The sequence below is a fragment of the Chromobacterium sp. IIBBL 290-4 genome (assembly GCF_024207115.1).
Lineage (GTDB): Bacteria > Pseudomonadota > Gammaproteobacteria > Burkholderiales > Chromobacteriaceae > Chromobacterium.
This window is the reverse complement of record NZ_CP100128.1, coordinates 1,448,011-1,471,482: the sequence shown is the minus strand read 5'-3', so window position 1 is coordinate 1,471,482 and position 23,472 is coordinate 1,448,011. Positions and strand designations below refer to the sequence as shown.

20 protein-coding genes are annotated in these 23,472 nt (G+C 61.5%); 10 read left to right on the top strand and 10 right to left on the bottom strand.

The window, feature by feature from the left end; all coding sequences use genetic code 11:
• Positions 1 to 47: 47 nt before the first annotated feature.
• Positions 48 to 509 carry a GNAT family N-acetyltransferase gene (locus tag NKT35_RS06885; RefSeq protein ID WP_254300143.1) on the top strand — a complete coding sequence of 154 codons (462 nt, stop codon included), beginning with the start codon at positions 48 to 50 and terminating at the stop codon, positions 507 to 509.
• A 69-nt stretch (positions 510 to 578) separates the two neighbouring features.
• On the opposite strand, the gene NKT35_RS06880 is transcribed toward NKT35_RS06885, so the two are convergent.
• Positions 579 to 3,218: a TonB-dependent receptor plug domain-containing protein gene (locus NKT35_RS06880; protein WP_254300141.1), complete on the bottom strand. Its 2,640-nt coding sequence runs from the start codon at positions 3,216 to 3,218 to the stop codon at positions 579 to 581.
• 352 nt (positions 3,219 to 3,570) lie between these two features.
• Positions 3,571 to 6,216: a TonB-dependent receptor gene (locus tag NKT35_RS06875; RefSeq protein WP_254300139.1), complete on the bottom strand. Its 2,646-nt coding sequence runs from the start codon at positions 6,214 to 6,216 to the stop codon at positions 3,571 to 3,573.
• Between the two features lie 396 nt (positions 6,217 to 6,612).
• On the opposite strand from NKT35_RS06875, the gene hemA reads away from it, so the two are divergent.
• Both hemA and prfA read left to right on the top strand, forming a co-directional pair.
• Positions 6,613 to 7,866 carry a glutamyl-tRNA reductase gene (gene hemA, locus NKT35_RS06870; protein WP_254300137.1) on the top strand — a complete coding sequence of 418 codons (1,254 nt, stop codon included), beginning with the start codon at positions 6,613 to 6,615 and terminating at the stop codon, positions 7,864 to 7,866.
• The gene (prfA, locus tag NKT35_RS06865) at positions 7,866 to 8,942 is read left to right on the top strand and encodes a peptide chain release factor 1 (RefSeq protein WP_254300135.1); all 1,077 of its coding nucleotides are present in this window, start codon (positions 7,866 to 7,868) and stop codon (positions 8,940 to 8,942) included. The genes hemA and prfA overlap by 1 nt, the downstream gene beginning before the upstream one ends.
• A 155-nt stretch (positions 8,943 to 9,097) precedes the next feature.
• Here prfA and NKT35_RS06860 read toward each other — a convergent pair whose 3' ends face one another.
• The 4 genes from NKT35_RS06860 to NKT35_RS06845 form a co-directional block, all read right to left on the bottom strand.
• Complete coding sequence (locus NKT35_RS06860) at positions 9,098 to 10,300, bottom strand: hypothetical protein (RefSeq protein WP_254300133.1); 1,203 nt, start codon at positions 10,298 to 10,300, stop codon at positions 9,098 to 9,100.
• Positions 10,301 to 10,391: 91 nt separating this feature from the next.
• Complete coding sequence (locus tag NKT35_RS06855) at positions 10,392 to 10,805, bottom strand: YeeE/YedE family protein (RefSeq protein ID WP_254300131.1); 414 nt, start codon at positions 10,803 to 10,805, stop codon at positions 10,392 to 10,394.
• Between the two features lie 2 nt (positions 10,806 to 10,807).
• Positions 10,808 to 11,236 carry a YeeE/YedE family protein gene (locus NKT35_RS06850; RefSeq protein WP_254300129.1) on the bottom strand — a complete coding sequence of 143 codons (429 nt, stop codon included), beginning with the start codon at positions 11,234 to 11,236 and terminating at the stop codon, positions 10,808 to 10,810.
• Complete coding sequence (locus tag NKT35_RS06845; RefSeq protein ID WP_254300127.1) at positions 11,236 to 11,553, bottom strand: ArsR/SmtB family transcription factor; 318 nt, start codon at positions 11,551 to 11,553, stop codon at positions 11,236 to 11,238. The genes NKT35_RS06850 and NKT35_RS06845 overlap by 1 nt, the downstream gene beginning before the upstream one ends.
• Before the next feature lie 138 nt (positions 11,554 to 11,691).
• On the opposite strand from NKT35_RS06845, the gene NKT35_RS06840 reads away from it, so the two are divergent.
• The 5 genes from NKT35_RS06840 (at position 11,692) to NKT35_RS06820 (ending at position 16,350) form a co-directional block, all read left to right on the top strand.
• Positions 11,692 to 12,048: a carboxymuconolactone decarboxylase family protein gene (locus NKT35_RS06840; protein ID WP_254300119.1), complete on the top strand. Its 357-nt coding sequence runs from the start codon at positions 11,692 to 11,694 to the stop codon at positions 12,046 to 12,048.
• A gap of 85 nt (positions 12,049 to 12,133) precedes the next feature.
• The gene (locus tag NKT35_RS06835) at positions 12,134 to 14,044 is read left to right on the top strand and encodes a B12-binding domain-containing radical SAM protein (protein WP_254300117.1); all 1,911 of its coding nucleotides are present in this window, start codon (positions 12,134 to 12,136) and stop codon (positions 14,042 to 14,044) included.
• Positions 14,045 to 14,346: 302 nt separating this feature from the next.
• Positions 14,347 to 14,997: an MBL fold metallo-hydrolase gene (locus tag NKT35_RS06830; protein ID WP_305883468.1), complete on the top strand. Its 651-nt coding sequence runs from the start codon at positions 14,347 to 14,349 to the stop codon at positions 14,995 to 14,997.
• On the top strand, positions 14,997 to 15,314 hold the full coding sequence (locus tag NKT35_RS06825) for an MGMT family protein (protein WP_254300114.1): 318 nt from the start codon (positions 14,997 to 14,999) through the stop codon (positions 15,312 to 15,314). The genes NKT35_RS06830 and NKT35_RS06825 overlap by 1 nt, the downstream gene beginning before the upstream one ends.
• A gap of 247 nt (positions 15,315 to 15,561) precedes the next feature.
• On the top strand, positions 15,562 to 16,350 hold the full coding sequence (locus NKT35_RS06820) for an outer membrane protein OmpK (protein WP_254300112.1): 789 nt from the start codon (positions 15,562 to 15,564) through the stop codon (positions 16,348 to 16,350).
• Positions 16,351 to 16,445: 95 nt separating this feature from the next.
• Here NKT35_RS06820 and NKT35_RS06815 read toward each other — a convergent pair whose 3' ends face one another.
• A complete protein-coding gene (locus NKT35_RS06815; protein ID WP_254300110.1) occupies positions 16,446 to 18,038 on the bottom strand; it encodes a GGDEF domain-containing protein in 1,593 nt (530 codons plus the stop codon).
• A gap of 117 nt (positions 18,039 to 18,155) precedes the next feature.
• Between NKT35_RS06815 and NKT35_RS06810 the strand changes: the two genes are divergently transcribed.
• Complete coding sequence (locus NKT35_RS06810) at positions 18,156 to 20,030, top strand: ribonuclease catalytic domain-containing protein (protein WP_254300108.1); 1,875 nt, start codon at positions 18,156 to 18,158, stop codon at positions 20,028 to 20,030.
• A gap of 64 nt (positions 20,031 to 20,094) precedes the next feature.
• Here the strand turns inward: NKT35_RS06810 and NKT35_RS06805 are convergent, their stop codons facing one another.
• The 3 genes from NKT35_RS06805 to NKT35_RS06795 form a co-directional block, all read right to left on the bottom strand.
• The gene (locus tag NKT35_RS06805) at positions 20,095 to 20,958 is read right to left on the bottom strand and encodes an NAD(P)-dependent oxidoreductase (protein ID WP_254300106.1); all 864 of its coding nucleotides are present in this window, start codon (positions 20,956 to 20,958) and stop codon (positions 20,095 to 20,097) included.
• Between the two features lie 78 nt (positions 20,959 to 21,036).
• Positions 21,037 to 21,621, bottom strand: coding sequence for a TetR/AcrR family transcriptional regulator (locus tag NKT35_RS06800; protein WP_254300104.1), 585 nt, complete (start codon positions 21,619 to 21,621; stop codon positions 21,037 to 21,039).
• Positions 21,622 to 21,689: 68 nt separating this feature from the next.
• Positions 21,690 to 22,049, bottom strand: a complete 360-nt coding sequence (locus NKT35_RS06795) for a MerR family transcriptional regulator (protein ID WP_254300102.1) — start codon at positions 22,047 to 22,049, stop codon at positions 21,690 to 21,692.
• A gap of 73 nt (positions 22,050 to 22,122) precedes the next feature.
• On the opposite strand from NKT35_RS06795, the gene NKT35_RS06790 reads away from it, so the two are divergent.
• On the top strand, positions 22,123 to 23,130 hold the full coding sequence (locus NKT35_RS06790) for a zinc-dependent alcohol dehydrogenase family protein (protein WP_254300094.1): 1,008 nt from the start codon (positions 22,123 to 22,125) through the stop codon (positions 23,128 to 23,130).
• The last annotated feature ends 342 nt before the right edge of the window (positions 23,131 to 23,472 follow it).

The following is a 23,472-nucleotide window of genomic DNA, read 5'->3' as shown; positions in this document are numbered from 1 at the left end:
ATGGTATAGCATGGCAGGACGGGCTACCGGAATGGAGGGATTCTACTATGGCAAACAGGATAGCGTGGCATTGCCACGGTTTTGATGGATTTACGCCCAGGGCTCTGTATCAGGCGCTGCAACTGCGCGACCGGGTATTCGTGGTGGAGCAGCAGTCGATCTATGGCGATGTGGACGGCGTCGACATGCACTGCCTGCACCTGTCCGGACGCGACGAGGCTGGCAATCTGCTGGCCTACGCGCGCTTGATCGGGCCGGGCGGAAAATACCCCGACGCCGTCGCCATCGGCCGGGTGGTGGTGGCGCCGGAAGCGCGCGGGCAGGGCCTGGGCAAGGCGCTGATGGCGCAGGCGGTGGCGCAGTGCCATGCCCATTACCCCGGCCAGACGTTGATGCTGTCCGCGCAGTGCGACGCCAGCGGTTTATATGAAGCGTTTGGTTTCCAGCCGGTATCCGAGCCGTATGACGATGGCGGGATACTGCATGTGGATATGCGTTTGCAGGGCTAATTATTTGAAAAACGCCAGTCAGCAAGCTGACTGGCGCGGTTTGGCAACAAGCGTGAATCGGGACGGCGCTTAGAACTTGTAATTCACGTTCATATAGTAGGTGCGACCCCACAGGTCTGTGGCCGGGCCATTGAATGTGCCTGGGGTGGAGGAGTTGCTGAAATATGGCGGAACACGATTGCCGATATTTTTAATTCCGCCTTCTATTTTCAGTTTCTTGAGTGGCGTTGCGCTCAGATAGACATCGAAAGCGGTATAGGAGGCCACGCGTTCGGATTTGCCTTGCAAGGAGCTGGTGTTGGAAATCGCTTGAGTCAGGTTCTTGAAGCCGGCATAGCTGCGCGCGGTCAAGCCAACTGAGTATTTGTCATAGCTATATTCAGTGGTAAACACGTTCTTCCAGCGAGTTTCGACTGCATAGTCCAGTTCCTCCAGCCAGGGATCATCGGCCAGTTTATGGTCCTTGTAGCTCAAAATACGGCTGTGCTGGTTTTCAAATTTCAGCTTGCCATAGCTGCCCAGCGACCAATCATAGCGAGCGATGATGTCCAGACCGGAGGTGCTCAAACCACCGGTATTTTGATATGGGGTATTGATATGATCAATATCGCCCAGCAAACCATTTTGCGCCGGTTTGCGCACAATCGCGCCAGGATATTTGGCAGGGTTGGTCATTACGTCTTCAGTATCGATGGCGTTGATGACTTTCTTTTGATTGATGCGGTAGAAGTCAACCGATGCATACAACTCCTTCGTGGGCTGGAATACCATGCCCAGGCTGAAGCTGTCGCTGGTTTCCGGCTGCAGATTGGGATTGCCGCCGCTGATGATCTTGACGCTGTTGGCTTGACACTTGCTCTTTGAAATACCTTGCTGAGCGCACAGATCATAATCCTTAACTGAGCTATAGGCCGTGCGGGTCAGGTGTAGCTGAGTGAAGGACGGGGCTTTGAAGCCAGAGGAGGCGGAACCGCGGAATAATACTTCTTTCCATGGGTGGTAAGCGAATGCGATCTTGGGATTGACGGTGTTGCCGAAATCGTTGTAGTGGTCGCCGCGCAGCGCCAGTTGCACCTCAAGCTGTTTGGTGATCGGCAGATTGAACTCCCCGTAAGCCGCTAGAATGCTGTGGCTGGCCTTGAGATAGGACTGCGGGGCGGAGTTCATGACCAGGCCTTGCTGGGTATTGGCATCCGGTTCGCTTTCCAGGCTTTCATGCCACCATTGCAGGCCGGTGGCGAAACCTGCGGCACCGCCAGGCAGATTGAATAGTTCGCTCTTTGATGCCTTCAGCTCCAGTGCCTGCAGGGCGCTAGTGGCTTTATTTTGGTCCAAGGCCTGGAAGGGGCTTAGACTGTTGGTCGGATTGCCGTGAATGAACGGGTTGTAGGTCGGGCCAGATGGGTTGCCTGTGGATTGTGAGTCCTCGAGCGTAGTCAGGTAGTCCTGATTTTTGTTGACAACTTTATTGCCGCTCAGATTGATGGAGGCGTCAAAGTCCCAATCCCAGCGCGAAGTGCTGTAACCCACGACTGCGTGATACGTCGTGCTAGTGGCGTCGCGATCGCGCCCCCAGCCTTCGTTTAGACCCCGATAGATGGTGATATTGCTGGTGCCAGGCACGAAATTGGGATTCATCGCCTGGAGAGCCGCGATCAACGAAGGATCTTTGGGGTAGGCTGCGTCTTTGGGAGACAGTGTGATGGCGTTCAGGAAGTTATTTCCGCCGCGCAGCATGGTCTGCGTCTGATTCAGTCCCAATTCCGCATAAATTTCGCTATTGGCATCCAGTTTCTTGGTGCCAACCGACAGCAAACCATAGCGGCTGGTACGGGGGGATTTCTGATCGTCAACCTGATCATAATCGATTGGGCAGATGACTTGGCCAGTAGCCTTGGTGACCAAGGGGCTTGGGCAGTATGGCATGGCGATGTATTGCTGCTTTGGACTGATCCGCCAGCCGCCCCAAGTGCTTAGGAAGCGATTGTCATCCCCGCCGAAACGGCGAAAATCGCGAGACTTGATAGGGTCGTGCTTGCTGTAAAACACCGGTTCGCGATGGTAGGCGTCAAACGAGATCAGCGCGTTGTAACCGTCTTTATCCAGATCGCCGATGCCAGCGGAGACTCCCATCGCCTGCTCAGAACCATCTCCGGCAGATGTTTGGCCATAACGGACGTAGCTGTCCGTGCCTTGATAGTTGCGTTTGGTCTTGAAGTTGATCACACCGGCAACCGCATCGGATCCATAGATGGCGGAAGCGCCGTCGCGCAGGATTTCAACGGATTCAATAACGGAGAGCGGCAGAGTATTCAAGTCATTGAAGGCATCTGTGCCGCCTTCCAGTTGCGCATATGTCGCCAAGCGGCGGCCATTGAGCAGAACCAGAGTGTATTTTGCGTCCATGCCGCGCATGCTGGCATAGGAGGCTCCGGGCACAAAACTGGTACTGCTGGTGCCGGGCGTGACGCCGGTGATGGAGGCGATGCCCTCAAGTAACTGGGAAACTGTGGATGCGCCGGTTTTGGCGATGTCTTCTTTTTTAAGCACCTCGACCGGCAGCGCGCCTTCCTTGTTGATGCTGCGCTTGATGTTGGAGCCGGTGATGGTAACGCGTTCGAGTTGGTCGGCGCTGTCGGCGGCATGCGCGATGCCGCTGCCCAACAAGCCTATCGTCGCGATAGCTTGGGCCAGGATGGTCAGTCTCATTGTTTTTCCTTTGTATTCATCACGTGTCTGCGTTGCTGTCGACGCGAGACTATTTTTGATTTGGCATCGCATGGATCATGCCAATGCAATCATGAAATTGACATTTTTCTTTCAATAAATCAATTATCTGACCGCGTTTTTATGTGGTCTGACATCCGTCAACATTGTTTCTTTTTTGTTAAGTTATTGAATATTCTGCGGAAAATGACTGTTGTTTTTGTGCAAATTGTCAAATTTTATTAAGTGGATAGGGGCGCAGCCATCTGGAGGCGCAGGCAATGAACGTGTGCTGCGTCCGTCAAATGCAAAAACCCGCCGGAAGGCGGGTTTGGGAGGGATGAACTGGGATATTTTAGAATTTGTAGTTGAAATTCACGTAGTAAGTACGGCCCCACAGGTCGGTATCTGAGCCGGAGAAGACTCCCGGGTCGGTGTAGTTGGAGATGTAGGGAGGGATCTTTGCGCCCAGATTCTTCACTCCTGCCGAAACGCTTAACTGTTTGAGCGGTTGAGCGCTGACGTCCAGATCCCAAGCAGTGTAAGACGGAATGCGCGGAGATTTCTTACCAATGGTGGCTGGATCGGAAATCGCGGAGGTCAGGTTCTTGAAGCCGGAGTAGGAGCGTGCGGTCAGGCCAACGGAGTACTTGCCATAGCTGTACTCGGTGGTGAACACGTTTTTCCAGCGAGGCATCGTGGCATAGTCCACTTCTTCACGCAGCGGATCTGTCTTCTGGGTCGAGTCCTGGTAGGTCAGAACGCGGTTTTGCTCGTTGGAGAACTTGAGTTTGCCATACTCGCCAAGGGACAAATCGTACTTCAGCTCGATATCCAGACCGGCCACCACTCTGCGGCCGATATTGTCATACGGCAAATTGATATGATCGATATCGCCCAGCACGCCGGGGTCGGAGGGTTTGCGAACAATGGCACCCGGGTACTTGCCCGGATTGGCCAGCACATCTTCCAGACTCAGCGAGTTGATGACATTTTTCTGATTGATGCGATAAAAGTCAACCGACGCGAATAGTTCCTTGGTTGGCTGCAGGACCATGCCGAAGCTGAAGCTCTTATTGGTTTCAGGGGTCAGGTGAGGATTGCCGCCGCTGATGAGCTTGAAACTCTCGGATGTGCAGTCTTGAGCGGCAATGCCTTGCTGGGCGCACTTTGCCAAGTCCGGGCCGCTGTTAAAGCCGGTATTGGTCAGATACATCTGGGTGAACGACGGCGCCTTGAAGCCGGAGGTGGCCGAGCCGCGGAACAGCACTTCCTTCACCGGGCGATAGGTGAAGCTGGCCTTGGGATTGAAGGTGCTGCCAAGATCATTGTAATGGTCGTTCCGTACCGCCAGATTCACATCCAGATTCTTGATGACGGGCAGGTTCAGCTCGCTATAGACGGCGAAGATGCTGCGGGCTGCCGTGAAGTAGCTTTGCGGCGCCTGGTTCATGATCAGGCCATTTTGCATATCGCTGGAGGGATTGTTTTCCAGCGTCTCTCGCCACCATTGCACGCCTGCGGCGAAGCCCGCTTCTCCGCCTGGCAGCGAGAACAGATTACTCTGCGCGGCTTTCAGCTCCAGCCCTTGGAAGCCGGAAGTGCCCTCTATGGTTTGCTGTTTTTCATAGGGTGTGACGCTAGAGGCCGGATTGCCGTGAATGAATGGGTTATAGGTCGGGCCGGATGGATTGCCGTTGGTCAGCGAGTCCAGGAAGGTGTTCATCACCACCAGATTGTGGTTGGTGACCGTGTTCTGGCTGAAATTGACCGAGGCGTCGTAGTCCCAGTTCTTGTAGGTGGTGGAGTAACCGAAGACAGCGCGAGCGGTATTGCTGACCGCATCGGTTGTGTTTTCGCGGCCTTCGTTGATGCTGCGATACACGTCTACGGAGGATACGCCCGGTTTGAATGCCGGATTGATCGCTTTCAGCTTGGCGAGCAGGGCGGGGTCGGTCGGATAAGACGCATTGCCGGGAGAAAGCTCGTAATCATTGATGAAGGCGTTGCCGCTGCTTAGGCTGGTGCGAGTCTGATTGAAGCCAAGTTCGGCATATAGCTGGCTATCCGCATCCAGCTTGCGGGTGAGCACGCTCAACAAGCCCAGGCGGGTGGTGCGCGGCGACAATTGACTGTCGACCTGATCATAATCAATCGGGCAGATGGTATTGCCATTCGGCTTTTTGACGGTCGCGGTCGCGCAGTCTGGCATGACTGAGAAAGGATGGGGAGCGCCGTCGTCCAGTGTCCAGCCGCCCCAGGTGGCTTGGTAGCGGTTGTCCGCGCCGCCGAAACGGCGGTAGTCGCGCGATTTGGTCGCATCGTGCTTGCTGTAGAACACGGGCTCGCGATGATACGTGTCCAAAGAGAACAGCGCGTTATAGCCGTCTTTGTCCAGGTCGCCGACGCCGCCGGAAATGCCAGCCGATTGTTCCATGCCATCGCCTGCGGAGGTTTGGCCGTACCGGGCGTAGCTGTTCAGACCCTGGTAGTTGCGTTTGGTCTTGAAGTTGATCACGCCGGCAACTGCATCGGAACCGTAAATGGCGGAAGCGCCGTCACGCAGGATTTCCACCGACTCGATGACAGATAGCGGCAAGGTGTTCAGGTCGGTGAAGCTATCTGTGCCGCCGGCCAATTGGGCATACGTGGGGAGGCGTCGGCCATTGAGCAGAATCAGCGTGTATTTCGCATCCATGCCATGCAGGCCGGCGCTGGCTGCGCCAGGAGTGAAGCTATTCGCGTCGGTGCCGGCCGTTACGCCGGAGACGGCGGTCAGATGATCCAGTAGCTGAGCAACGGTTGACGCGCCGGTTTTGGCGATTTCTTCCTTCTTGATGATCTGGACAGGCGTTGCGCCTTCTTTATTGATGCTCTTGATGTTGGAGCCAGTGATGGTGACGCGTTCCAGTTGGTCGCCGCCATTATCGTCGGCATGCGCGACCGCGCTTCCCAGCAGGCCGATCGCGGCGATCGCCTGGGCGAGCAATTTCATCTTCATCTATTCATCCTTATGTATTTTTATTTGCGCTGCGATGGCGCAACTTCCGTGCCGATTACTGCTGAATCGTATCGACTGTGATGCGCGGTCATGGAGCAAGACCCTTTCACATGCCATTAAAATGACATTTGTACTATTTCAAATCAAACACAAAAGGCGATTGAATTTAAATTTTAATGCTGTCGTAATTGTAAGTTACTGTTTTTGAATGTAAATAAATGTAAACAGTTGAGTTGGATTGAGAATTTTTTGTTACGGAATTGCAACAATTTTGATGCTATAAGAGCGGGCGACAAGGCCGGGACGGTAGGGCGAGGCGGGTCGGCGCAGCGTTTTGGGACGCCGCCGCCCAGTTAGGCTAAAATGTCCTGTTTTCGTCTGCGGCACACTCCGCCCATGCATCTGCTTGCCTTCGGACTCAACCACCACACGGCGCCACTGTCGATTCGGGAAAAGCTGGCCTTTCCGGCCGAGACTTTGCCGCGCGCGCTGGACAGCCTGGTGGCGTCGCAGGCCGCGCGGGAAGCGGCCATCGTTTCCACTTGCAATCGCACCGAGATTTACTGCCTGAGCACGGATCCGCATTCCGCGCTGGACTGGCTATGCCAGTTTCACGGCCTGAACCGGGCCGAAGTGGAGCCCTATCTCTATCGTCTGGAGGCGGCGCATGCGGCGCGGCATGCTTTCCGGGTGGCGTCGGGGCTGGATTCGATGGTGCTGGGCGAAACCCAGATCCTGGGGCAGTTGAAGGACGCGGTGCGCAGCGCCGAGAGCGCCGGCACGCTGGGGACTTTGCTCAACGGCCTGTTCCAGCGCACTTTCGCGGTGGCCAAGGAAGTGCGTTCCAGCACCGCGGTCGGCGCCAGTTCCGTGTCGATGTCGGCGGCGGCGGTAAAGCTGGCCGAGCAGATTTTCCCGTCCATCGCCGAGCTGAACGTGCTGTTTGTCGGCGCGGGCGAAATGATAGAACTGGTGGCGACGCACTTCGCCGCGCGCAATCCATCCTGTATCACCGTGGCCAATCGCACCATGGAGCGCGGCTTGAAGCTGGCGGAACAATTCGGCGGCAACGCGATTCCCTTGTCCGAGCTGCCTGACGCGCTGGCGCGCTACGACGTGGTGGTGACGTCCACCGCCAGCCAACTGCCCATCATCGGCAAGGGCATGGTGGAGCGGGCGATCAAGGCGCGCCGCCATCGGCCCATGTTCATGCTGGACTTGGCGGTGCCGCGCGATGTCGAACTGGAAGTGGGCAAGTTGGACGATGTGTTTCTGTACAGCGTCGACGATATCGCCGGCATTGTCGAGGTCGGCAAGGAGGCGCGGCAGAGCGCCGCGGAAGAAGCCGAAACCATCATCCAGGCGCGGGTGGCCGAATTCAACGACTGGTTGAAAAAGCGCGAGACCGTGCCCTTGATCCGCGCTTTGCGCGACGAGGCCGAACGTACTCGCCGCCATGCGCTGGAAGGCGCGATGAAACAATTGGCGCGCGGCGACGCGCCGGAAAAAGTGTTGGAGGCCTTGTCCGTCCAACTGACCAATAAACTGATGCATCCGCCCACCCAGGCCTTGTCCTCGGGCAGCGGCGCGGAGCATGACGCGCAGGTGCAGGCCATCGCGCGGCTTTACCGTTTACACCCGGAGTCGTAATGAAAGCGTCTATCGCGGCCAGGCTCGCCCAGTTGGCCGACCGTCTGGAAGAAGTGACCCATCTGCTGGCCAGCGAAACGGCCACCCAGGACATGGAGGCCTTCAAGAAACTCACCCGCGAGCATGCCGAGCTGACGCCGGTGGTGGAGACTTTCTCCGCCTACCGGCAGTGCGAGGGCGACATCGCCGCCGCGGAAGAGATGCTGGCCGATCCGGAAATGAAGGAATTCGCCCAGGCGGAAATGCTTGAGGGCAAGGACAAACTGGCCGCGCTGGATGTGGAGCTGCAGAAGCTGCTGCTGCCCAAGGATCCCAACGACGACAAGAACATCTTCCTGGAGGTGCGCGCCGGCACCGGCGGCGACGAAGCGGCCTTGTTCGCGGCGGACCTGCTGCGCATGTACACCCGCTACGCCGAGCGCAATCGCTGGCAGGTGGAGATCGTTTCCGCCAGCGAGTCCGATCTGGGCGGCTACAAGGAAGTGATCGTGCGGCTGGTGGGCCAGGGCGCGTATTCGCGGCTGAAGTTCGAGTCCGGCGGCCACCGGGTGCAGCGCGTGCCGGCCACCGAAACCCAGGGCCGCATCCACACCTCCGCCTGCACGGTGGCGGTGATGGCCGAGGCCGACGAAATCGCCGAAGTGGTGCTGAATCCGGCCGATCTGCGCATCGATACGTTCAGGGCCAGCGGCGCCGGCGGCCAGCACATCAACAAGACCGACTCCGCGGTGCGCATCACCCATCTTCCGACGGGGATTGTGGCAGAGTGCCAGGATGGCCGCTCGCAGCATGCCAACAAGGCCAGCGCCATGCAGGTGCTGGCGGCGCGCATCTACGACATCCAGCTGCGCGAGAAGAACCAGAAGGAAGCGGCCGAGCGCAAGAGCCTGATCGGCTCCGGCGACCGTTCCGAGCGCATCCGCACCTACAATTATCCGCAGGGCCGCATTACCGACCATCGCATCAATCTGACTTTGTACAAGCTGGATTACGTGATGGACGGCGACCTGCAGGAGCTGACCGACGCGCTGATCGCCGAACAGCAGGCGGAACTGCTGGCGGCGTTGGGCGAATAAACCGTCCATTGCCGCGCGACATCGTCGGCGATAGAATCAACATTGGAAAAACGAGACGGCCGCTTGCCGGCTCATGTTTCCGGCCCAGGCCGGAACGCGTTTTTCTCCGAAACTTTGGGCCACCTGCGGTGGCCTTTTCTTTTTTCGGCCGGCGCTCAGAATGCGCGCGCGATGAACAGATAGGTGGAGTTGTTGTCGCTGGCGTCGCGGCCGAAACCGTCGTAGTTGCGGCTGGCGCCCATGAAGCTTCGATACGCGGTATGTTGCAGCCCTATCATCCAGTCGCGGCTGGGCGCATAGTCCAGCTCCGCGACATAGCCCGATGTGGCCGGGCTGCGCAGGCGGGGGCGCCCGTGGCGGGTGTAAATCAGATTATTGGCCGAGCCGTCCACGCGAAACCATGACAGCGCCGCGCCATAACGCTGTTGATACCAGTAGGCGGTTTTCCACTGCCACGATGTTTGTTCGCTGACCGGCGATTGGTGGTCATAGCCCAGGTGCGCGGCATCCCAATTCACCTGTTCCCGAATCCAGTAGGCTTGAGTGGAGATCGAGCGCGCGTCGTCGCCCCAGGTGAATTGCATGTCTACGCCGGCATCGCGATAAAGATCGCTGGATGCATCTTCGCTGAACGGGTCGGTGCTGAGGTGGGCGCGGAGGCCGAATATGCCCAGCTCCAAGGCGCGGCCGCCCCAGTTGTCCGCGAAAGACAGCCGCCAGTACGGCGCCTCTCCTTGCACGCGATTGAGCTCGCTGCCAGTTGCGCCGAACAAAGACAAGGAAGTGCCTTGATAGTGTAAATCCGCGGCTTCCAGATGCCAGTTGGCGCCTAGCCACACTTGAGCGCTCGGGCCCATGGTCTGGGGCGCGAATCCGGCCTCCAGCAAAGTGGCGGGCGGCAATATGCCCCATTGCGCAGGCAGAGCCTGCCAGATGGGGGCGCGGGGGGACGAGGGCAAGTCCCAGTGATCCTGCAGCAGGGGAGCGTCGCTGTAGGACAGCATCCATTCTATTGGCGTTGCAGGCGTCCAGAACAAGGCGGCCAGGCGAAAACTCTCGTCCTCTTCCGCCGCGGGCGCGTCGTTGTCCAGGGCGTTGGCTTCGACGGCGGCGTGCTGGAAAGGCAGGGAGCCGATTCGCGCCAGGGCCGCATGCGTAGGCAGGCCGTTGCCGTCTATCATCACGGGGTGGTCGAGAGGGAAGTCTGAATGACTGTCAGGCAAGACGGCTTGCGTTTGGGCCGGCAGGGCATTGGTGGCGCTCTGGCCCAATGCGCAACCCTGCGCGTCCGGTTGGGCCTGGACGAGCATGGCGGGCGAAACAAGGGCCGCGGCCAGTAGCAAGCGCGGTTTACACATTGTCATTCATCACGGTTTTATTGTTGTGCGAATTCGATTTTTGAGCAGAATTCTGTCACAGGAATGACAATGTCCGGGTAACCGCTTGTATCTAGCGCGTAGGCCACCAGCTCTGCGCTTTCATGCCGAGCAGCATGGCGGCCAGGAACAGCGCCGCGCTGGCCGGGCCGCCGCTGGCCAGCACCAGGGCGGGGCCAGGGCAAATGCCGGCCAGGCCCCAGCCTGTTCCAAACAACAAGCTGCCGAGCAGCAAGCGTCGGTCGATGGCGCGAGCGGCGGGCAATCGCATCGTTTCGCCCAACAGCGCCTTCTCGCGGCGTTTGGCCAGTGTGAAAGCGGGCCACGCCACCGCGATGGCGCCGGCCATCACCAGCGCCAGCGACGGGTCCCAGATGCCGGCGATATCCAGGAAACCCAGCACTTTGGCGGGATTGGCCATGCCGGCGGTGATCAGGCCCAGGCCGAACAGCAGGCCGGCGAGGCCCGCGCTTGCGATCCGTTTCATCGTCATCCCCAGAAATGGCGTGTCAGCCATACGGCGGCGAAGCCGGCGGCCATGAAGGTCAGCGTGGCGGCCAGGGAGCGCGGCGACAGCCGGGCCAGGCCGCAGACGCCGTGGCCGCTGGTGCAGCCGGAACCCAGGCGGCTGCCGAATCCCACCAGCAAGCCGGCGGCGACCAACAGCCAAGGCTGGCCGTTGATCGTGATCTCCGGCGGGGCGGCCCATAGTCGATATAGCCAGGGCGAGAGCAGCAGGCCGGCGACGAAAGCCAGCCGCCAGCCTCTGTCGCCGCCCGGCCTTAACAGGCTGCCGACGATGCCGCTGATGCCGGCCACGCGGCCATTCAGCAAAATCAGCCCGGCGGCGGACAGCCCGATCAGCGCGCCGCCGGCCAGAGAGGGCCAAGGGGTGAAGTGGTTCCAATCCAGAAACATTACTCCTCCTTGGGGCAGTACAACTGATGCAAGGCGGTCAGCACGGCCAGCGCCTTGGGATCGGCCACGGAATAGATGATGCGTTTGCCGTCGCGGCGAGTGGCCACCAAGCCCTCGTTGCGCAATACGCCCAATTGCTGCGACAGAGAAGGCTGGCGGATGCCGACCATCTCTTCCAGCTCGCCTACCGATTTCTCGCCCTGGCTGAGCTGGCATAACAGCAGCAGCCTATCTTCATTGGCCAGGGCGCGCAGCATGCCGCAGGCCTGGCTGGCGGCTTGGCGCATGTCGGCGAGGGAAAGGGAGGGGGTATCCATGGCGATGCTCGATTGCGGTGTGTCTTGACTTCAATATATCAATTGATATTATATAAATCAACATATCCATTGCCGGCGTCGTCCGTTTGCTGTGATGACTTCGCGCATTCGCATCCCTATCTCAACTGGAGCCAAACCATGAGCGGTGAAGTGAACTACCCGGAACTGACCCACGCTATTTCCAAGCACCTGGCCACCTTGCGCGCCGACGTGCCGGAGGTGATGCAAGGCTTCAACGACCTGGCCCGCGCCGCCACCCGCGACGGGGCGCTGGACAAGAAAACCAAGGAGCTGATCGCGCTGGCGCTGGGCGTGGCCGCGCGTTGCGACGGCTGTCTGGGCTTCCATGCCTCGGCCTTGGTCAAGCTGGGCGCCACCAAGGCGGAAGTGGAGGAGACGCTGGCGATGGCGGTGTATATGGGCGGCGGGCCGTCCTTGATGTATTCCGCCAACGCTTTAGAGGCCTTTGAGCAGTTCAGCGCCAAGACTGCCTAGTCTCGCATCGCTTGCTGTGGGACAATCACGCGCGGCCGGGCTTATGCCCGGCTATGCTTTTTGAACCACCCGCCGGATTTTTCGCATGTCTGCCAGCTCCCTGCGCGTGCTGTCGCTCATCCCGCCGATGACGCAGCTGAACACGCCCTACCCATCCACCGCCTATCTCACCGGCTTCCTGCGCTCGCGCGGCGTGGCGGCTTTCCAGGAAGACCTGGCGTTGGCGCTGGTGTTGAAATTGTTCTCGCGCGCCGGCATGCAGACGCTGCGCGAGCATGTGCAGCGCATTCCAATGCGCCAGCGCACGGACTGCATGATGCAGTTCGATATTGATTATGATCGCTACGCCGCGACGATAGACGCGGTGATCGGCTTCTTGCAGGGCCGCGACGCCACGCTGTCCTACCGCATCGCCGGCCGCAACTATCTGCCGGAAGGGCCGCGCTTCGCCTCGCTGGATGTGTATGTGGACCCGGACGATCCGGACGGCGGCGATCCGCTGGCCTGGGCCTTCGGCGCCTTGGGCACCCAGGACCGCGCCCGCCATCTGGCCACGCTGTACCTGAACGATATCGCCGACGTGTTGCGCGAGGCGGTGGACCCGCGCTTCGAGTTCGTCCGCTACGCCGAATCGCTGGCCTTGTCGCAGCCGACCTTCGATCCCTTGGCCAAGGCCCTGGCGGCGGCGCCGAACTGGGTGGACGACAGCTTGGACGCGCTGACCCGCGAAGCGATGGACAAGCATCAACCGCAGCTGGTGTTGATTTCGGTGCCCTTCCCCGGCGCGGTATACGCCGCCTTCCGCATCGCCCAGACCATCAAGCGTCACTGGCCCGAGGTCAAAACCTGTCTCGGCGGCGGCTACGCCAACACCGAGCTGCGGGAATTGGCCGAACCGCGGGTGTTCGATTACTTCGACTACGTCACGTTGGACGATGGCGAAAAACCGCTGTTGGCGTTGATGGAGCATCTCGAAGGCAAGCGCGGCGTCAGCCGGCTCGCGCGCACCTTCCTGCGCCAGGACGGCGCGGTGCGTTATGTCAACATGCAGGAAGCGGACGTGCCCTTCTCCGAATCCGGCACGCCGACCTGGGACGGCCTGCCCATCGACCGTTACCTGTCGCTGCTGGACATGCTGAACCCGATGCACCGGCTGTGGAGCGACGGCCGCTGGAACAAGCTGACCATCGCCCACGGCTGCTACTGGAAGAAATGCAGCTTCTGCGACGTGACGCTGGACTATATCTCGCGCTACGAAACCGCCTCGGCCGAAGTGCTGGTGGACCGCATTGAGGCCATCATCGCCGAAACCGGCCAGACCGGCTTCCACTTCGTCGACGAGGCCGCCCCGCCCAAGATGCTGAAGGCGCTGGCCGAGGAGCTGCTCAGGCGCAAGGTGTCCATCTCCTGGTGGGGCAATATCCGTTTCGAGAAATCGTTCACGCCGGAACTGGCCCAGTTGTTGGCCGAATCCGGCTGCATCGCCATCTCCGGCGGCCTGGAGGTGGCGTCGGACCGGCTGCTCAAGCTGATGAAGAAGGGCGTGTCGGTGGAGCAGGTGGCGCGCGTCACCCACGGTTTTTCCGAGGCGGGCATCCTGGTGCACGCTTACCTGATGTACGGCTTTCCGACGCAGACGGTGCAGGACACGGTGGACGCGCTGGAGTACGTGCGCCAGCTGTTCGACAGCGGCTGCATCCAGTCCGGCTTCTTCCACCGCTTCGCCTGCACCGTGCATTCGCCGGTGGGCAAGAATCCGGAAGAATACGGCGTGCAGCTGGTGCCGCTGCCGGCGGGCGACTTCGCCAAGAACGATGTCGGCTTCATCGATCCCACCGGCACCGACCACGAGCTGATGGGCCGCGGCCTGAACAAGGCGCTGTACAACTTCATGCACGGCATAGGGCTGGATGGCGACGTGCGCGGCTGGTTCGACGTCCGGGTGCCCAAGCCCAAGGTGCCGCGCCAGTTCATCGAGCGGGCGTTGTATTCGTAGGGCGGATGCCCGGCCAATCCGGGCGATCCGCCATCCCGTCGCGCCCTTATTCCCCTAGGGCGGAATCCCGGCTTTAAGCCCTTATTCCGCCTTTGCCTTGTCGATACGGCACGGCGGATCGCCCAGCGGGCGGAGCATCCGCCTTAGGGCGGCCCTTCCCAAACCATTCTGGCATGCCACATCTCGTAGGGAGGGCAGGCCTTGCCCGCCTTATCCCGTGCGCACCGTCTCCGCCACCCCTCCCCAAACCGCCACGGCCATGCCAGAATGTCGGATTACGTTTTTTTAGCGCGAGCCCTGTCATGGCCTTGAAATACCACGTGATTCCGGTCACTCCGTTTGCCCAGAACTGCAGCGTGCTGTGGTGCAGCGTCAGCCGTCAGGCGGCCATTGTCGATGCCGGCGGCGACATCGAACGCATCCGCGCCTGGGTGGAGGGACAGGGCCTGACGGTGGAAAAGCTGTTGCTGACCCATGGCCACATCGATCATGCCGGCGGCGCGGCCAAGCTGGCCGAGGAGCTGGGCGTGGAGATCGAAGGCCCGCAGCGCGCCGAAAGCTTTTGGCTGGATCAGCTGCCCACCCAGGGCCAGATGTTCGGCTTCCCGCGCAGCGAGCCGCTGACGCCGCAGCGCTGGCTGGAAGAGGGCGATACCGTCTCCATCGGCCAGGAGACGCTGCAAGTGATCCATTGCCCCGGCCACACGCCTGGCCATGTGGTGTTCTATAGCCCGTCCTCCAAAGTGTTGGTGGCCGGCGATGTCTTGTTCCAAGGCTCGATAGGCCGTACCGATTTCCCCATGGGCAACCACCAGCAGCTGATAGACGCCATCCAGCAAAAGCTGTTCGTCCTGCCGGACGACATCACGGTGATTCCCGGCCATGGCCCCTTCACCACCCTAGGCGCGGAGAAACGCGGCAATCCCTACGTCGCCGATCCGCGCTACCGCTGATGCCGCCTGAATTCGCCCGCCGCGTGCTGGCCTTGCTGGCGCAGGTGCCGGCCGGCCGCGTCATCACCTATGGCGAGCTGGCCGCGCAGGCCGGCTTCCCCCGCCATTCCCGCCACGTCGGCCGCTTGCTTGGCCATCTTCCCGACGGCGTCCAGGCGCCATGGCATCGCGTGCTGGGCGCGGGCGGACGGCTGTCCCGGCCGGGCTCTCAACATGCCGATTGGCAGAAATTGCTATTGGAAGAAGAGGATGTGGAGTTCAATGCCAACGGCAAAGTCAGCCTGGCGCGCTACGGTTGGACGGATAGGGAATCTTGATCTGAAACAAGCCGGGAATCGGTTTTTGATCAGATACTTATCTCCATGTGAAGACATTTCCATGTGGCATTTTGACAACACTGTGTAATTCTATTGTCATTTTACTACAACAAGGCAAAGAATCTTTGCAAAAATGCGACAGAAGCGTGACAAATTGTTTGCATAAGGCCATTTTCACGTCTAATCTGCGCGGCGCTCGCCGACGCTTGTCGGTTGCTTACTACACGAAAATAGTCTGGTGAAACAAATGAATACTCGCAAGTCGCTGCTGGCCCTGTCCCTGATGGCCGCTTCCGCTCTGGCTCACGCTGATTACACTTTCAGCAATGTCAGCTTCAACCAGCTGAACTGGTCGGATAGCACCCTGAACAAAACCCAAGCGTCCTTGTTCGGCGCTAAGCGCAACTTCCAATACCTGGAAGCCGAAGGCGGCATGGGTCGTTCCTGGGGCGATCTGTACGGTTTCTTCGATCTGGAGAACTGGAACCGCAACGACACCGAGATGCCGGCTGGCGATCGCCGCTACACCACCAAGGTGGTAGCTCGCTTCAACATCACCGACATCGGCGGCGTGCCGGTCAAGTTGTACACCCACGTCTATGACACTCGTGGCTTCAATTTCTTCGACCAGAACCGTGTACTGGGTCTGGGTACGGACCTGTCCTTCGGCAAGGTATGGTTCAAGCCGTTCCTGGGCATGCATCAAGAATTGAAGTATCAAGTCGGCGCGCACCGCAATGGTTGGATGGCTGGCTATGTAGCGGGTTTCGACTTCACGGCTTTTGGCCAACCGTTCTCGGTAACTCAGTGGCATGAGACCGAATTCGATCGTTCGCACTATTTCACCACCGTTGCTCAGCCGAGTGGTTTCGCAGGCCTGGTTCAAAAGCGCACCGGCCAAAACGGCGCCGTTTCGCTGTGGTGGAACCCGACCAAGTCGCTGACCACTGGCATTCAATATCGTTACGCTGTGAACAAGCTGGGCACCGCCGGCAACGAATACGCGACGATCTACACCGTCAAGTACAACTTCTAAGCAGAAGAAACCTCGCCCGCGGCAAGCGGGCAGGCTGGCGGAGGCTTCCGCCGACTCGACGCCCCCGCCCCGCGGGGGCTTTTTGTTTGGGGCGCTCAGTCGCCGCGGCTTTCCACCCGGTTGCGGCCATTGGCCTTGGCGCGGTACAGCATTTCATCCGCTTGCTGCACCAGGCTGGTGGCGTTGTCGGCCGTGTCCAGCGAGCTGATGCCGGCGCTGAAGGTCTGGCGGAAAGAGCGCTCTTCGGCGCGCTGTTCCAATTGGCTGAAGTCCTGGCGTAGCGCATCCATCATCTGATGCGCCTTGTCCACCGGCGTGCTGGGAAGCACGATGGCGAACTCCTCGCCGCCGTAGCGGCCCACCAGATCGGAGCGCCGCAGCCGCTCCTTCAAGAAGCGCGCCAGATTGAGCAGCACCTGGTCGCCGGCTTGATGGCCGTAGGTATCGTTGATCTTCTTGAAGTAGTCCAGATCTATCATCGCCAGCGACAACGGCAGCTGGTCCCGGCGCGCGCGGACGATGCCGCTGTCCATCTGGCCATGCAGATGCGAGTGGTTGAGCAGGCCGGTGAGGCTGTCGTTGGCGATGTAGGAGCGCAGCTTGCGATAGCGCCGCGCCCGGTTCATCACCGTCACCACCAGCTCTTCCGGCGCCACCGGTTTGGTCAGGAAGCCGTCTATGCCCAGCGTCAGCGCGTCCAGCTGCACCGCCTGGCGCTTTTCCACCGACAGAAACACGATGGGGATGCCGTCCAGCATTCGCTGCTGGCGGATCACCTTGGCGAGCTCGATGCCGTTGCACTGCGGCATATACATGTCCATCAGGATCAGATCCGGATTCAGCCGCTCGATCAACTCCGGCACGTTTTCCGGATTGGTCTCGCTGGTGGCCTCCACGCCATGGGCCGCCAACACCCGGGTGTACAGGCCGGCCAGCGAGGCCATGTCCTCGACGATCAGCACCCGCAAGGGGTCGCGCCGCTCGCCGATGTCGCCGAAGCTGAGCAAGTCCACCAGTTGATGGGCTTGCAAGGGCCAGTCCAGGAAACCGCTGGCGCCCATCCGCGCCGCGGCCAGGCGGGAGGGGAAGTCGCGCCGCGCCGAAGTCAGCACCAGGGGGCAGGAGCTGCTGATGGCGGGGGCCAGTTGCACGATGGGATCGCTTTCGGCGAAGTCGGTGAAGGCCACCACTGCGGCCGGCGTCGCTTCTTGCAGCGCTTTCGCCAGCTTGGCCGCCTGTGACAGCACCGTGACCTCGTAGCCGAAGCAGGCTAATTGCCGCTGCAGCGTGCTGGCGTCCAGGTTGGGGGGGAGCCAGAGGTAGAGCGGCGCATAGCCGCCGTCCGGCGGGCGAACTTCCGCGCCCTGGATCGCAATTTGCCGCTCCATCAAGCCCAGCTGGCTGACCACGCCAAGATGATGGCGCAACTGGCCGTAGCGCTCTTGCTCGGACGGCACGCTCAGCGGCTGTTGCAGCCATTGCTGCAACAAACGGGCCAGCGTGTGCGCCTCGGCCGCGATGTCGCCCAGGCCTATGGTGCGGACCAATTCCTCCAGCCGCAGCACCAGCGACAGCAGGTGGGCGGCCAGCGGCCGCTCCCAGCGCGAAACCAGCATATAGCCGATGCGGTCGATTTCCCTGGCCAGATGGGCGCGCTGGCTGGGATGAATAGGCACAGCTTGTTTCATGACAGGGTGTTTCCCCTCCGTTGCGGTTACGCTCGCTTCGGCTGCAAGTTTGTGACGCCGGTCAGCGGGGCGAACTGCTATAATCCGCCCTTAAATTCAACGGCCTGGCATGTTTTGATGAACGTTTTTTACGAAGAGAGCGGCAGTTTCAAGGTTGGCAGCATAGTCTCGCGCAGCGACGCCAGCCTGCAGGTGGATACCCAGCATGGCAAGCGCGCCAAGCTCAAGAGCGCCAACGTCTTTCTGGAGTTTAGTTCTCCATTGGCGGATTTTCTGGCGGCAGTAGACAGTCTGGCTGCGGATATCGATTTGGACTTCCTCTGGGAATGCAGTCCGGACGACGAGTTCTCCTATCAGGATCTGGCCGCCGATTACTTTGGCCAGGCGCCGTCGCCATTCCAGGCCGCCGCCTTGTTGACCCGTCTGCATGGCGCGCCGATGTACTTCTACAAGAAGGGCAAGGGCTGCTATAAGAAGGCCCCGCAGGAGGCGCTGCAAGCCGCGCTGGCCGGCATCGAACGCAAGAAGCGCGAGCAGGAGCAGATCGACGGCTGGGTGGGCCAGTTGAAGGCCGGCGAGTTGCCGGAAGCCATCCGCTCGCAGCTGATGCAGCTGTTGTGGAAACCCGACAAGAACACGCTGGAATTCAAGGCTTTCGACCAGGCCTCGCGCGAAACCGGCCTGCCGCCGCTGCGGCTGGCCGACAAGGTGGGCGGCGTTCCCTCGGTGCCGGACTACCTGATGGCCGGCTTCCAGATGGAGTTCTTCCCCAAGGGCATAGGTTTCGGCAAGTACGCGCCGCCGCTGGACGCGCCGGAGCTGCCGGTTTCGTCGGCGCAGGCTTTCTCCATCGACGACGCCAACACCACCGAGATCGACGACGCGCTCTCCGTGGAAGACCTGCCCAACGGCAACAAGCGCGTCGGCATCCACATCGCCGCGCCGACGCTGGGCGTGCCGCTGGATTCCGACATCGAGAAGATGGTGCTGTCGCGGCTGTCCACCGCCTACTTCCCCGGCGACAAGATCACCATGCTGCCGGACGACGTGGTGCAGGCCTTCACGCTGCAGGAAGGCCGCGCCTGCCCGGCGTTCTCGCTGTACGCCGAGGTGACGCCGGAATTCGAGCCGGTGGCCTTCGAAAACCGCATCGAGAAGGTGCATATCGCCGCCAACCTGCGCCATGCCGAGCTGGAGCAAGTGTTCAACGAGGAGACGCTGGCCAACGATCCGGGCGTCGACTACCCGTTCAAGCGCGAGCTGACCTGGCTGTGGCAATTCGCCGAAGCGCTGGAGAAGCGCCGCGGCAAGTACGATCCGACCCGCCCGGTGCAGCACGACTACAATATCGACGTGGCCGACGGCAAAGTGTCCATCACCATCCGCAAACGCGGCGCGCCGATGGACAAGCTGGTGTCCGAGCTGATGATCCTGGCCAATAGCGAATGGGGCCGCATGCTGGCCGAGGCCGACATCCCGGCCATGTACCGCGCCCAGAGCATGGGCAAGGTGCGCATGACCACCCGCCCCGAGCCGCATATGGGCCTGGGCGTGGCCCAGTACGCCTGGAGCACCTCGCCGCTGCGCCGCGCCAGCGACTTCATCAACCAGCGCCAGCTGGCGGCGATGATACGCGGCGAGAAGCCGCAGTTCGCCCAGGGCGACGCCATGTTGTTCGCCATCCTGCGCGACTTCGACGCCACTTATGGCGGCTATCTGTCCTTCCAGGACAAGATGGAATACTACTGGTGCCTGAAGTATTTGCTGCAGGAAAACATCACCGAGCCGACCGCCGCGGTGATCAAGGAAGACCTGGTGCGCATCGACGGCCTGCCGCTGCGGCTGCGCATTCCGGGCCTGCCGGAACTGGCGCGCGGCGACCGCATCCAGCTGTCGGTGGTGAAGGTGGACCTGCTGACCCAGGAAGTGGAGCTGCGCTACACCGGCCGTCTGGACCATGCCGAGGAAGACCTGGAACACGAGGAAGGCTAAGCCTGCTTCGCCTTCCGATGAAACCGCCGCGCCGCGAGGCCCGGCGGTTTTTGTTTGCCCGGGCTCAGGCGAGGAAGGTGGCGGCCATGTCCTTGCCGCCATGGCCGGCGGCGATGGCGCGCTGGAAACGGGCCAGCCCGGCCGCCGCGCCGTCCATCCGCACGCCGGCGGCTTCGGCCGCGGCCAGCACCAGGCCGGCGTCCTTGGCTGCGTTGTCCACGCTGAAGCTGACGCTGTAATCGCCGGCCAGCATCGCCTTGCCCTTCAATTGCAGATACGGCGCGTCCAGCGGGCCGCCGGCGATGGTTTCCAGCGCCAGCGCGGGATCCAGTCCCAAGCCTTGCGCCAGCGCCAGCGTTTCCGCCGCGCCGTGGGTCAGCGCCAGCACCCAGTTGTTGATCACCAGCTTCAGCCGGCTGCCGTCGCCGGGCTGTTCGGAAATCCAGATGGCGCGGCGGCTGATGGCGTCGAACACGTTTTGCGCTTGATCCCGGCGGGACAGCGGTCCGGAGGCCAGCATCACCAATTGGCCGGCTTCGGCCGGCTGGCGGGTGCCGACGACGGGCGCGTCGTAGAAAATCAGGCCGCGTTGCGCCGCCCAGGCGCTGAGTTCGGCGGTCGCCTCCAGGCCTATGGTGGCCAGTTGCAGCCATATCTGTTCCGGCTTGAGTCCGGCCTCGGCCTGGCGCATGGCAGAAGCCACCGCGGCGCCGTCTTTGCCGGCGGTGATGATCACGTCGGCGCCGCGCGCGGCGTCGGCCGCTGAGCCGCATGCTGTCGCGCCGTCGGCCATCAGCGCTTGCGCCTTATCCGGCGTGCGATTCCAGGCGCGGACGGCGAAACCCTTGCGGACGAGGTTGCGGGCAATGGCGGAGCCGATGATGCCGGTGCCGAGCACGGCGATGGAGGGGGTGGGATTGGGGCTCATGTTTTCTCCTGTTTAGCGGCCTGTTAATTATGGAATGTTCAGTTCAAAACTGGCGCAAAAAAAACGCCGCCCGCCGGATCAATCCAGGCAGGACAGCGCGACTTCGACAACTTCGGCCAGCTTGGCGCGGCGGTTTTCCCGCGCCATGCCTTTGCCTAGCACGCGCAGGCCCTGGATGGCGCACATCAGGAAGCGGGCCAGGGCTTGCTGGTTGCGGTTCGCCGCGAGTTCGCCGCTGGCGCGGGCCTCGGCCAGCGCGCGCAGCAAGGCGGTTTCCAGTTGCTGGAAATGCTGAGCCAGCGCCGCATTGACCGCCTCGTCGCGGCCTGCGGCTTCCAGGGCGGCATTGGCGGCCAGGCAGCCAGGGCTGGCTTGCTCCAGCGCTTCGTCTTCCACCACCCGCATCAGCAGCGCGCGCAAGCGCTCGCGCAACGGTTCGGTCCCGGCCAGCCGCGCGGCGTTGGCCGCGCCGACTTGGCCATAGCGACGCAGGGCCAGCAGATAGAGTCCTTGTTTGCTGTCGAAAGCGTTGTACAGGCTGCTGCGCGACAAGCCGGTGCCGTCCACCAGATCCTGGATCGAGGTGGCGGCATAGCCGCGTTGCCAGAACACCCGCATGGCGGCTTCGGCGACGGCGTCTTCTTCAAATTCCTTGGGGCGCATGGGGTATATTGTGGAATGAATGTTCCGGAATGATAAGCGGGTTTCCGCTTCCGGGCAATGCCGCCTGCTTAAACCGGCGCCGGGGCGGGCAGTCCGGCCAGAAAACCGGCCAGCAAGGCGCGGCTTTGGTTTTGCGCGGCGATGCGGGCGTCCAGCGCCGACAGCTCCTCGCGCAGAATCCGGCTCAGCTTGTCGCAAGGCGTGAAATGGCCGCGGCTTTGCAGGCAGGGCAGCAGCTCGCGCACCGTCTCCAGCGTCAGTCCGGCTTCGCGCAGCAGGGCGATGCGGCGCAAGGTTTCTTCCGCCCCCGGTTCGTATTCCCGGTAGCCGGAGGCGGTGCGGCGCGGCGCCAGCACGCCATGCTGCTCGTAATAGCGCAGCATGCGTATGCTGATGCCGCAGCGTTGCGACAGTTCTCCGATTTTCATCGCTTCCCCCATTGACTCTGACACTGTTGTCACAGCTTATCATGCCAATGTCAAGTTCAAGCAAGGGGTTGATGTGAAAGCTCATCGTTTTGACACGCAAGGCGCATTGCGCCTGGAAGGCGTCGCCATGCCGCAACCGGCGGCGGGGGAGGTCAGGATCAAGGTGGCGGCGGCCAGCCTCAACTATCGCGATTTATTGGTGCGCGATGCGGCGCGCCAGGGCGGTTTGCCCGGCCGGACGCCGCTATCGGACGCGGCCGGCGTGGTGGACGCGCTTGGCGAGGGCGTGAGCCGCTGGCGGAGCGGGCAACGGGTGATGGCGTCGTTTTTCCGCGATTGGATAGCGGGCCGCTTCCAGGCGCGCTACATGGCCTCCGCTTGGGGCGGGCAGTCGCAGGATGGCGTGCTGGCGGAATACATCGTCGCGCCGGAGGCGGCGCTGGCGGAGGTTCCCGAGCATTTGAGCCTGATCGAGGCCTCCGCCCTGCCCTGCGCCGGCGTGACCGCCTGGCATGCCTTGGCGGCGCGCGGTGGTTTGTCGGCGGGCGATACCCTGCTCACGCAAGGGACGGGCGGCGTGGCTTTGTTCGGTTTGCAGCTGGCGGTGGCGCTGGGGGCGCGGGTGATCGCGCTGTCTTCGTCCGACGACAAGCTGGCGCGAGCGCGAGCCCTGGGCGCCAGCGAGGGAATCAATTATCGCCAAACGCCGGATTGGGATAGAGCGGTGCGGGAGTTGACCGGCGGCGAAGGCGCGAGCCATGTGCTGGAGCTGGGCGGCCCGGAGACTTTCCAGCGCTCGCTGGCCGCGCTGGCCCCGGGCGGCGTGCTGGCGCAGGTCGGCGTGCTCAGCGGCTTTGGCCCCAAGCCGGATCTGGGCCGCTTGCAGTCCATCAATGCCGACATCGTCGGCGTCACTGTCGGCTCGGCGGCGCATCTGGCCGAATTGGCGGCTTTCATGGCGCGGCATGGCCTGCGGCCGGTGATCGACCGGGTATTCGATTTCGCGCAGGCCGATGCCGCTTATGACTATCTGCGCGCCGCCAGCCACTTCGGCAAAGTGGCGATCCGCGTCGGCGCTTAGAAACGTTGGCGAAGGCCTGATGCGGCGCTGCGCCGACCGCTCGGGCTGCGTCGGCGCGTCTTGTCTCTGGCGCTTTGCCGGCTTTGTGAACGGCGCTCAGGCGGACGCCGACTGTTGCGTTCGCGCGTCAGTGTGGGTCTGGCGCGGGCGTCTTCACAGGCTTCTCCCGTGGGGATGATCACGATCTTGAATGAATGGATTCAGACGTTTGATTGAAATAGCAATGACAATGAATTAACGTCGAGGCTGCAATCCCGTCTCACCGCATGCCGCCACACCCGCATTCCCACGATAAAAACAGTCATTCGCCGCGTATCCGCCACTGCGGCGACAGGAGGAGAA

What these genes read in the sequence shown, in the direction of transcription:
- NKT35_RS06885 (WP_254300143.1), top strand. Translation starts at nt 48, where the DNA reads ATGGCAAACAGGATAGCGTGGCATTGCCACGGTTTTGATGGATTTACG.
- NKT35_RS06880 (WP_254300141.1), bottom strand. Translation starts at nt 3,218, where the DNA reads ATGAGACTGACCATCCTGGCCCAAGCTATCGCGACGATAGGCTTGTTG.
- NKT35_RS06875 (WP_254300139.1), bottom strand. Translation starts at nt 6,216, where the DNA reads ATGAAGATGAAATTGCTCGCCCAGGCGATCGCCGCGATCGGCCTGCTG.
- hemA (WP_254300137.1), top strand. Translation starts at nt 6,613, where the DNA reads ATGCATCTGCTTGCCTTCGGACTCAACCACCACACGGCGCCACTGTCG.
- prfA (WP_254300135.1), top strand. Translation starts at nt 7,866, where the DNA reads ATGAAAGCGTCTATCGCGGCCAGGCTCGCCCAGTTGGCCGACCGTCTG.
- NKT35_RS06860 (WP_254300133.1), bottom strand. Translation starts at nt 10,300, where the DNA reads ATGTGTAAACCGCGCTTGCTACTGGCCGCGGCCCTTGTTTCGCCCGCC.
- NKT35_RS06855 (WP_254300131.1), bottom strand. Translation starts at nt 10,805, where the DNA reads ATGAAACGGATCGCAAGCGCGGGCCTCGCCGGCCTGCTGTTCGGCCTG.
- NKT35_RS06850 (WP_254300129.1), bottom strand. Translation starts at nt 11,236, where the DNA reads ATGTTTCTGGATTGGAACCACTTCACCCCTTGGCCCTCTCTGGCCGGC.
- NKT35_RS06845 (WP_254300127.1), bottom strand. Translation starts at nt 11,553, where the DNA reads ATGGATACCCCCTCCCTTTCCCTCGCCGACATGCGCCAAGCCGCCAGC.
- NKT35_RS06840 (WP_254300119.1), top strand. Translation starts at nt 11,692, where the DNA reads ATGAGCGGTGAAGTGAACTACCCGGAACTGACCCACGCTATTTCCAAG.
- NKT35_RS06835 (WP_254300117.1), top strand. Translation starts at nt 12,134, where the DNA reads ATGTCTGCCAGCTCCCTGCGCGTGCTGTCGCTCATCCCGCCGATGACG.
- NKT35_RS06830 (WP_305883468.1), top strand. Translation starts at nt 14,347, where the DNA reads ATGGCCTTGAAATACCACGTGATTCCGGTCACTCCGTTTGCCCAGAAC.
- NKT35_RS06825 (WP_254300114.1), top strand. Translation starts at nt 14,997, where the DNA reads ATGCCGCCTGAATTCGCCCGCCGCGTGCTGGCCTTGCTGGCGCAGGTG.
- NKT35_RS06820 (WP_254300112.1), top strand. Translation starts at nt 15,562, where the DNA reads ATGAATACTCGCAAGTCGCTGCTGGCCCTGTCCCTGATGGCCGCTTCC.
- NKT35_RS06815 (WP_254300110.1), bottom strand. Translation starts at nt 18,038, where the DNA reads ATGAAACAAGCTGTGCCTATTCATCCCAGCCAGCGCGCCCATCTGGCC.
- NKT35_RS06810 (WP_254300108.1), top strand. Translation starts at nt 18,156, where the DNA reads ATGAACGTTTTTTACGAAGAGAGCGGCAGTTTCAAGGTTGGCAGCATA.
- NKT35_RS06805 (WP_254300106.1), bottom strand. Translation starts at nt 20,958, where the DNA reads ATGAGCCCCAATCCCACCCCCTCCATCGCCGTGCTCGGCACCGGCATC.
- NKT35_RS06800 (WP_254300104.1), bottom strand. Translation starts at nt 21,621, where the DNA reads ATGCGCCCCAAGGAATTTGAAGAAGACGCCGTCGCCGAAGCCGCCATG.
- NKT35_RS06795 (WP_254300102.1), bottom strand. Translation starts at nt 22,049, where the DNA reads ATGAAAATCGGAGAACTGTCGCAACGCTGCGGCATCAGCATACGCATG.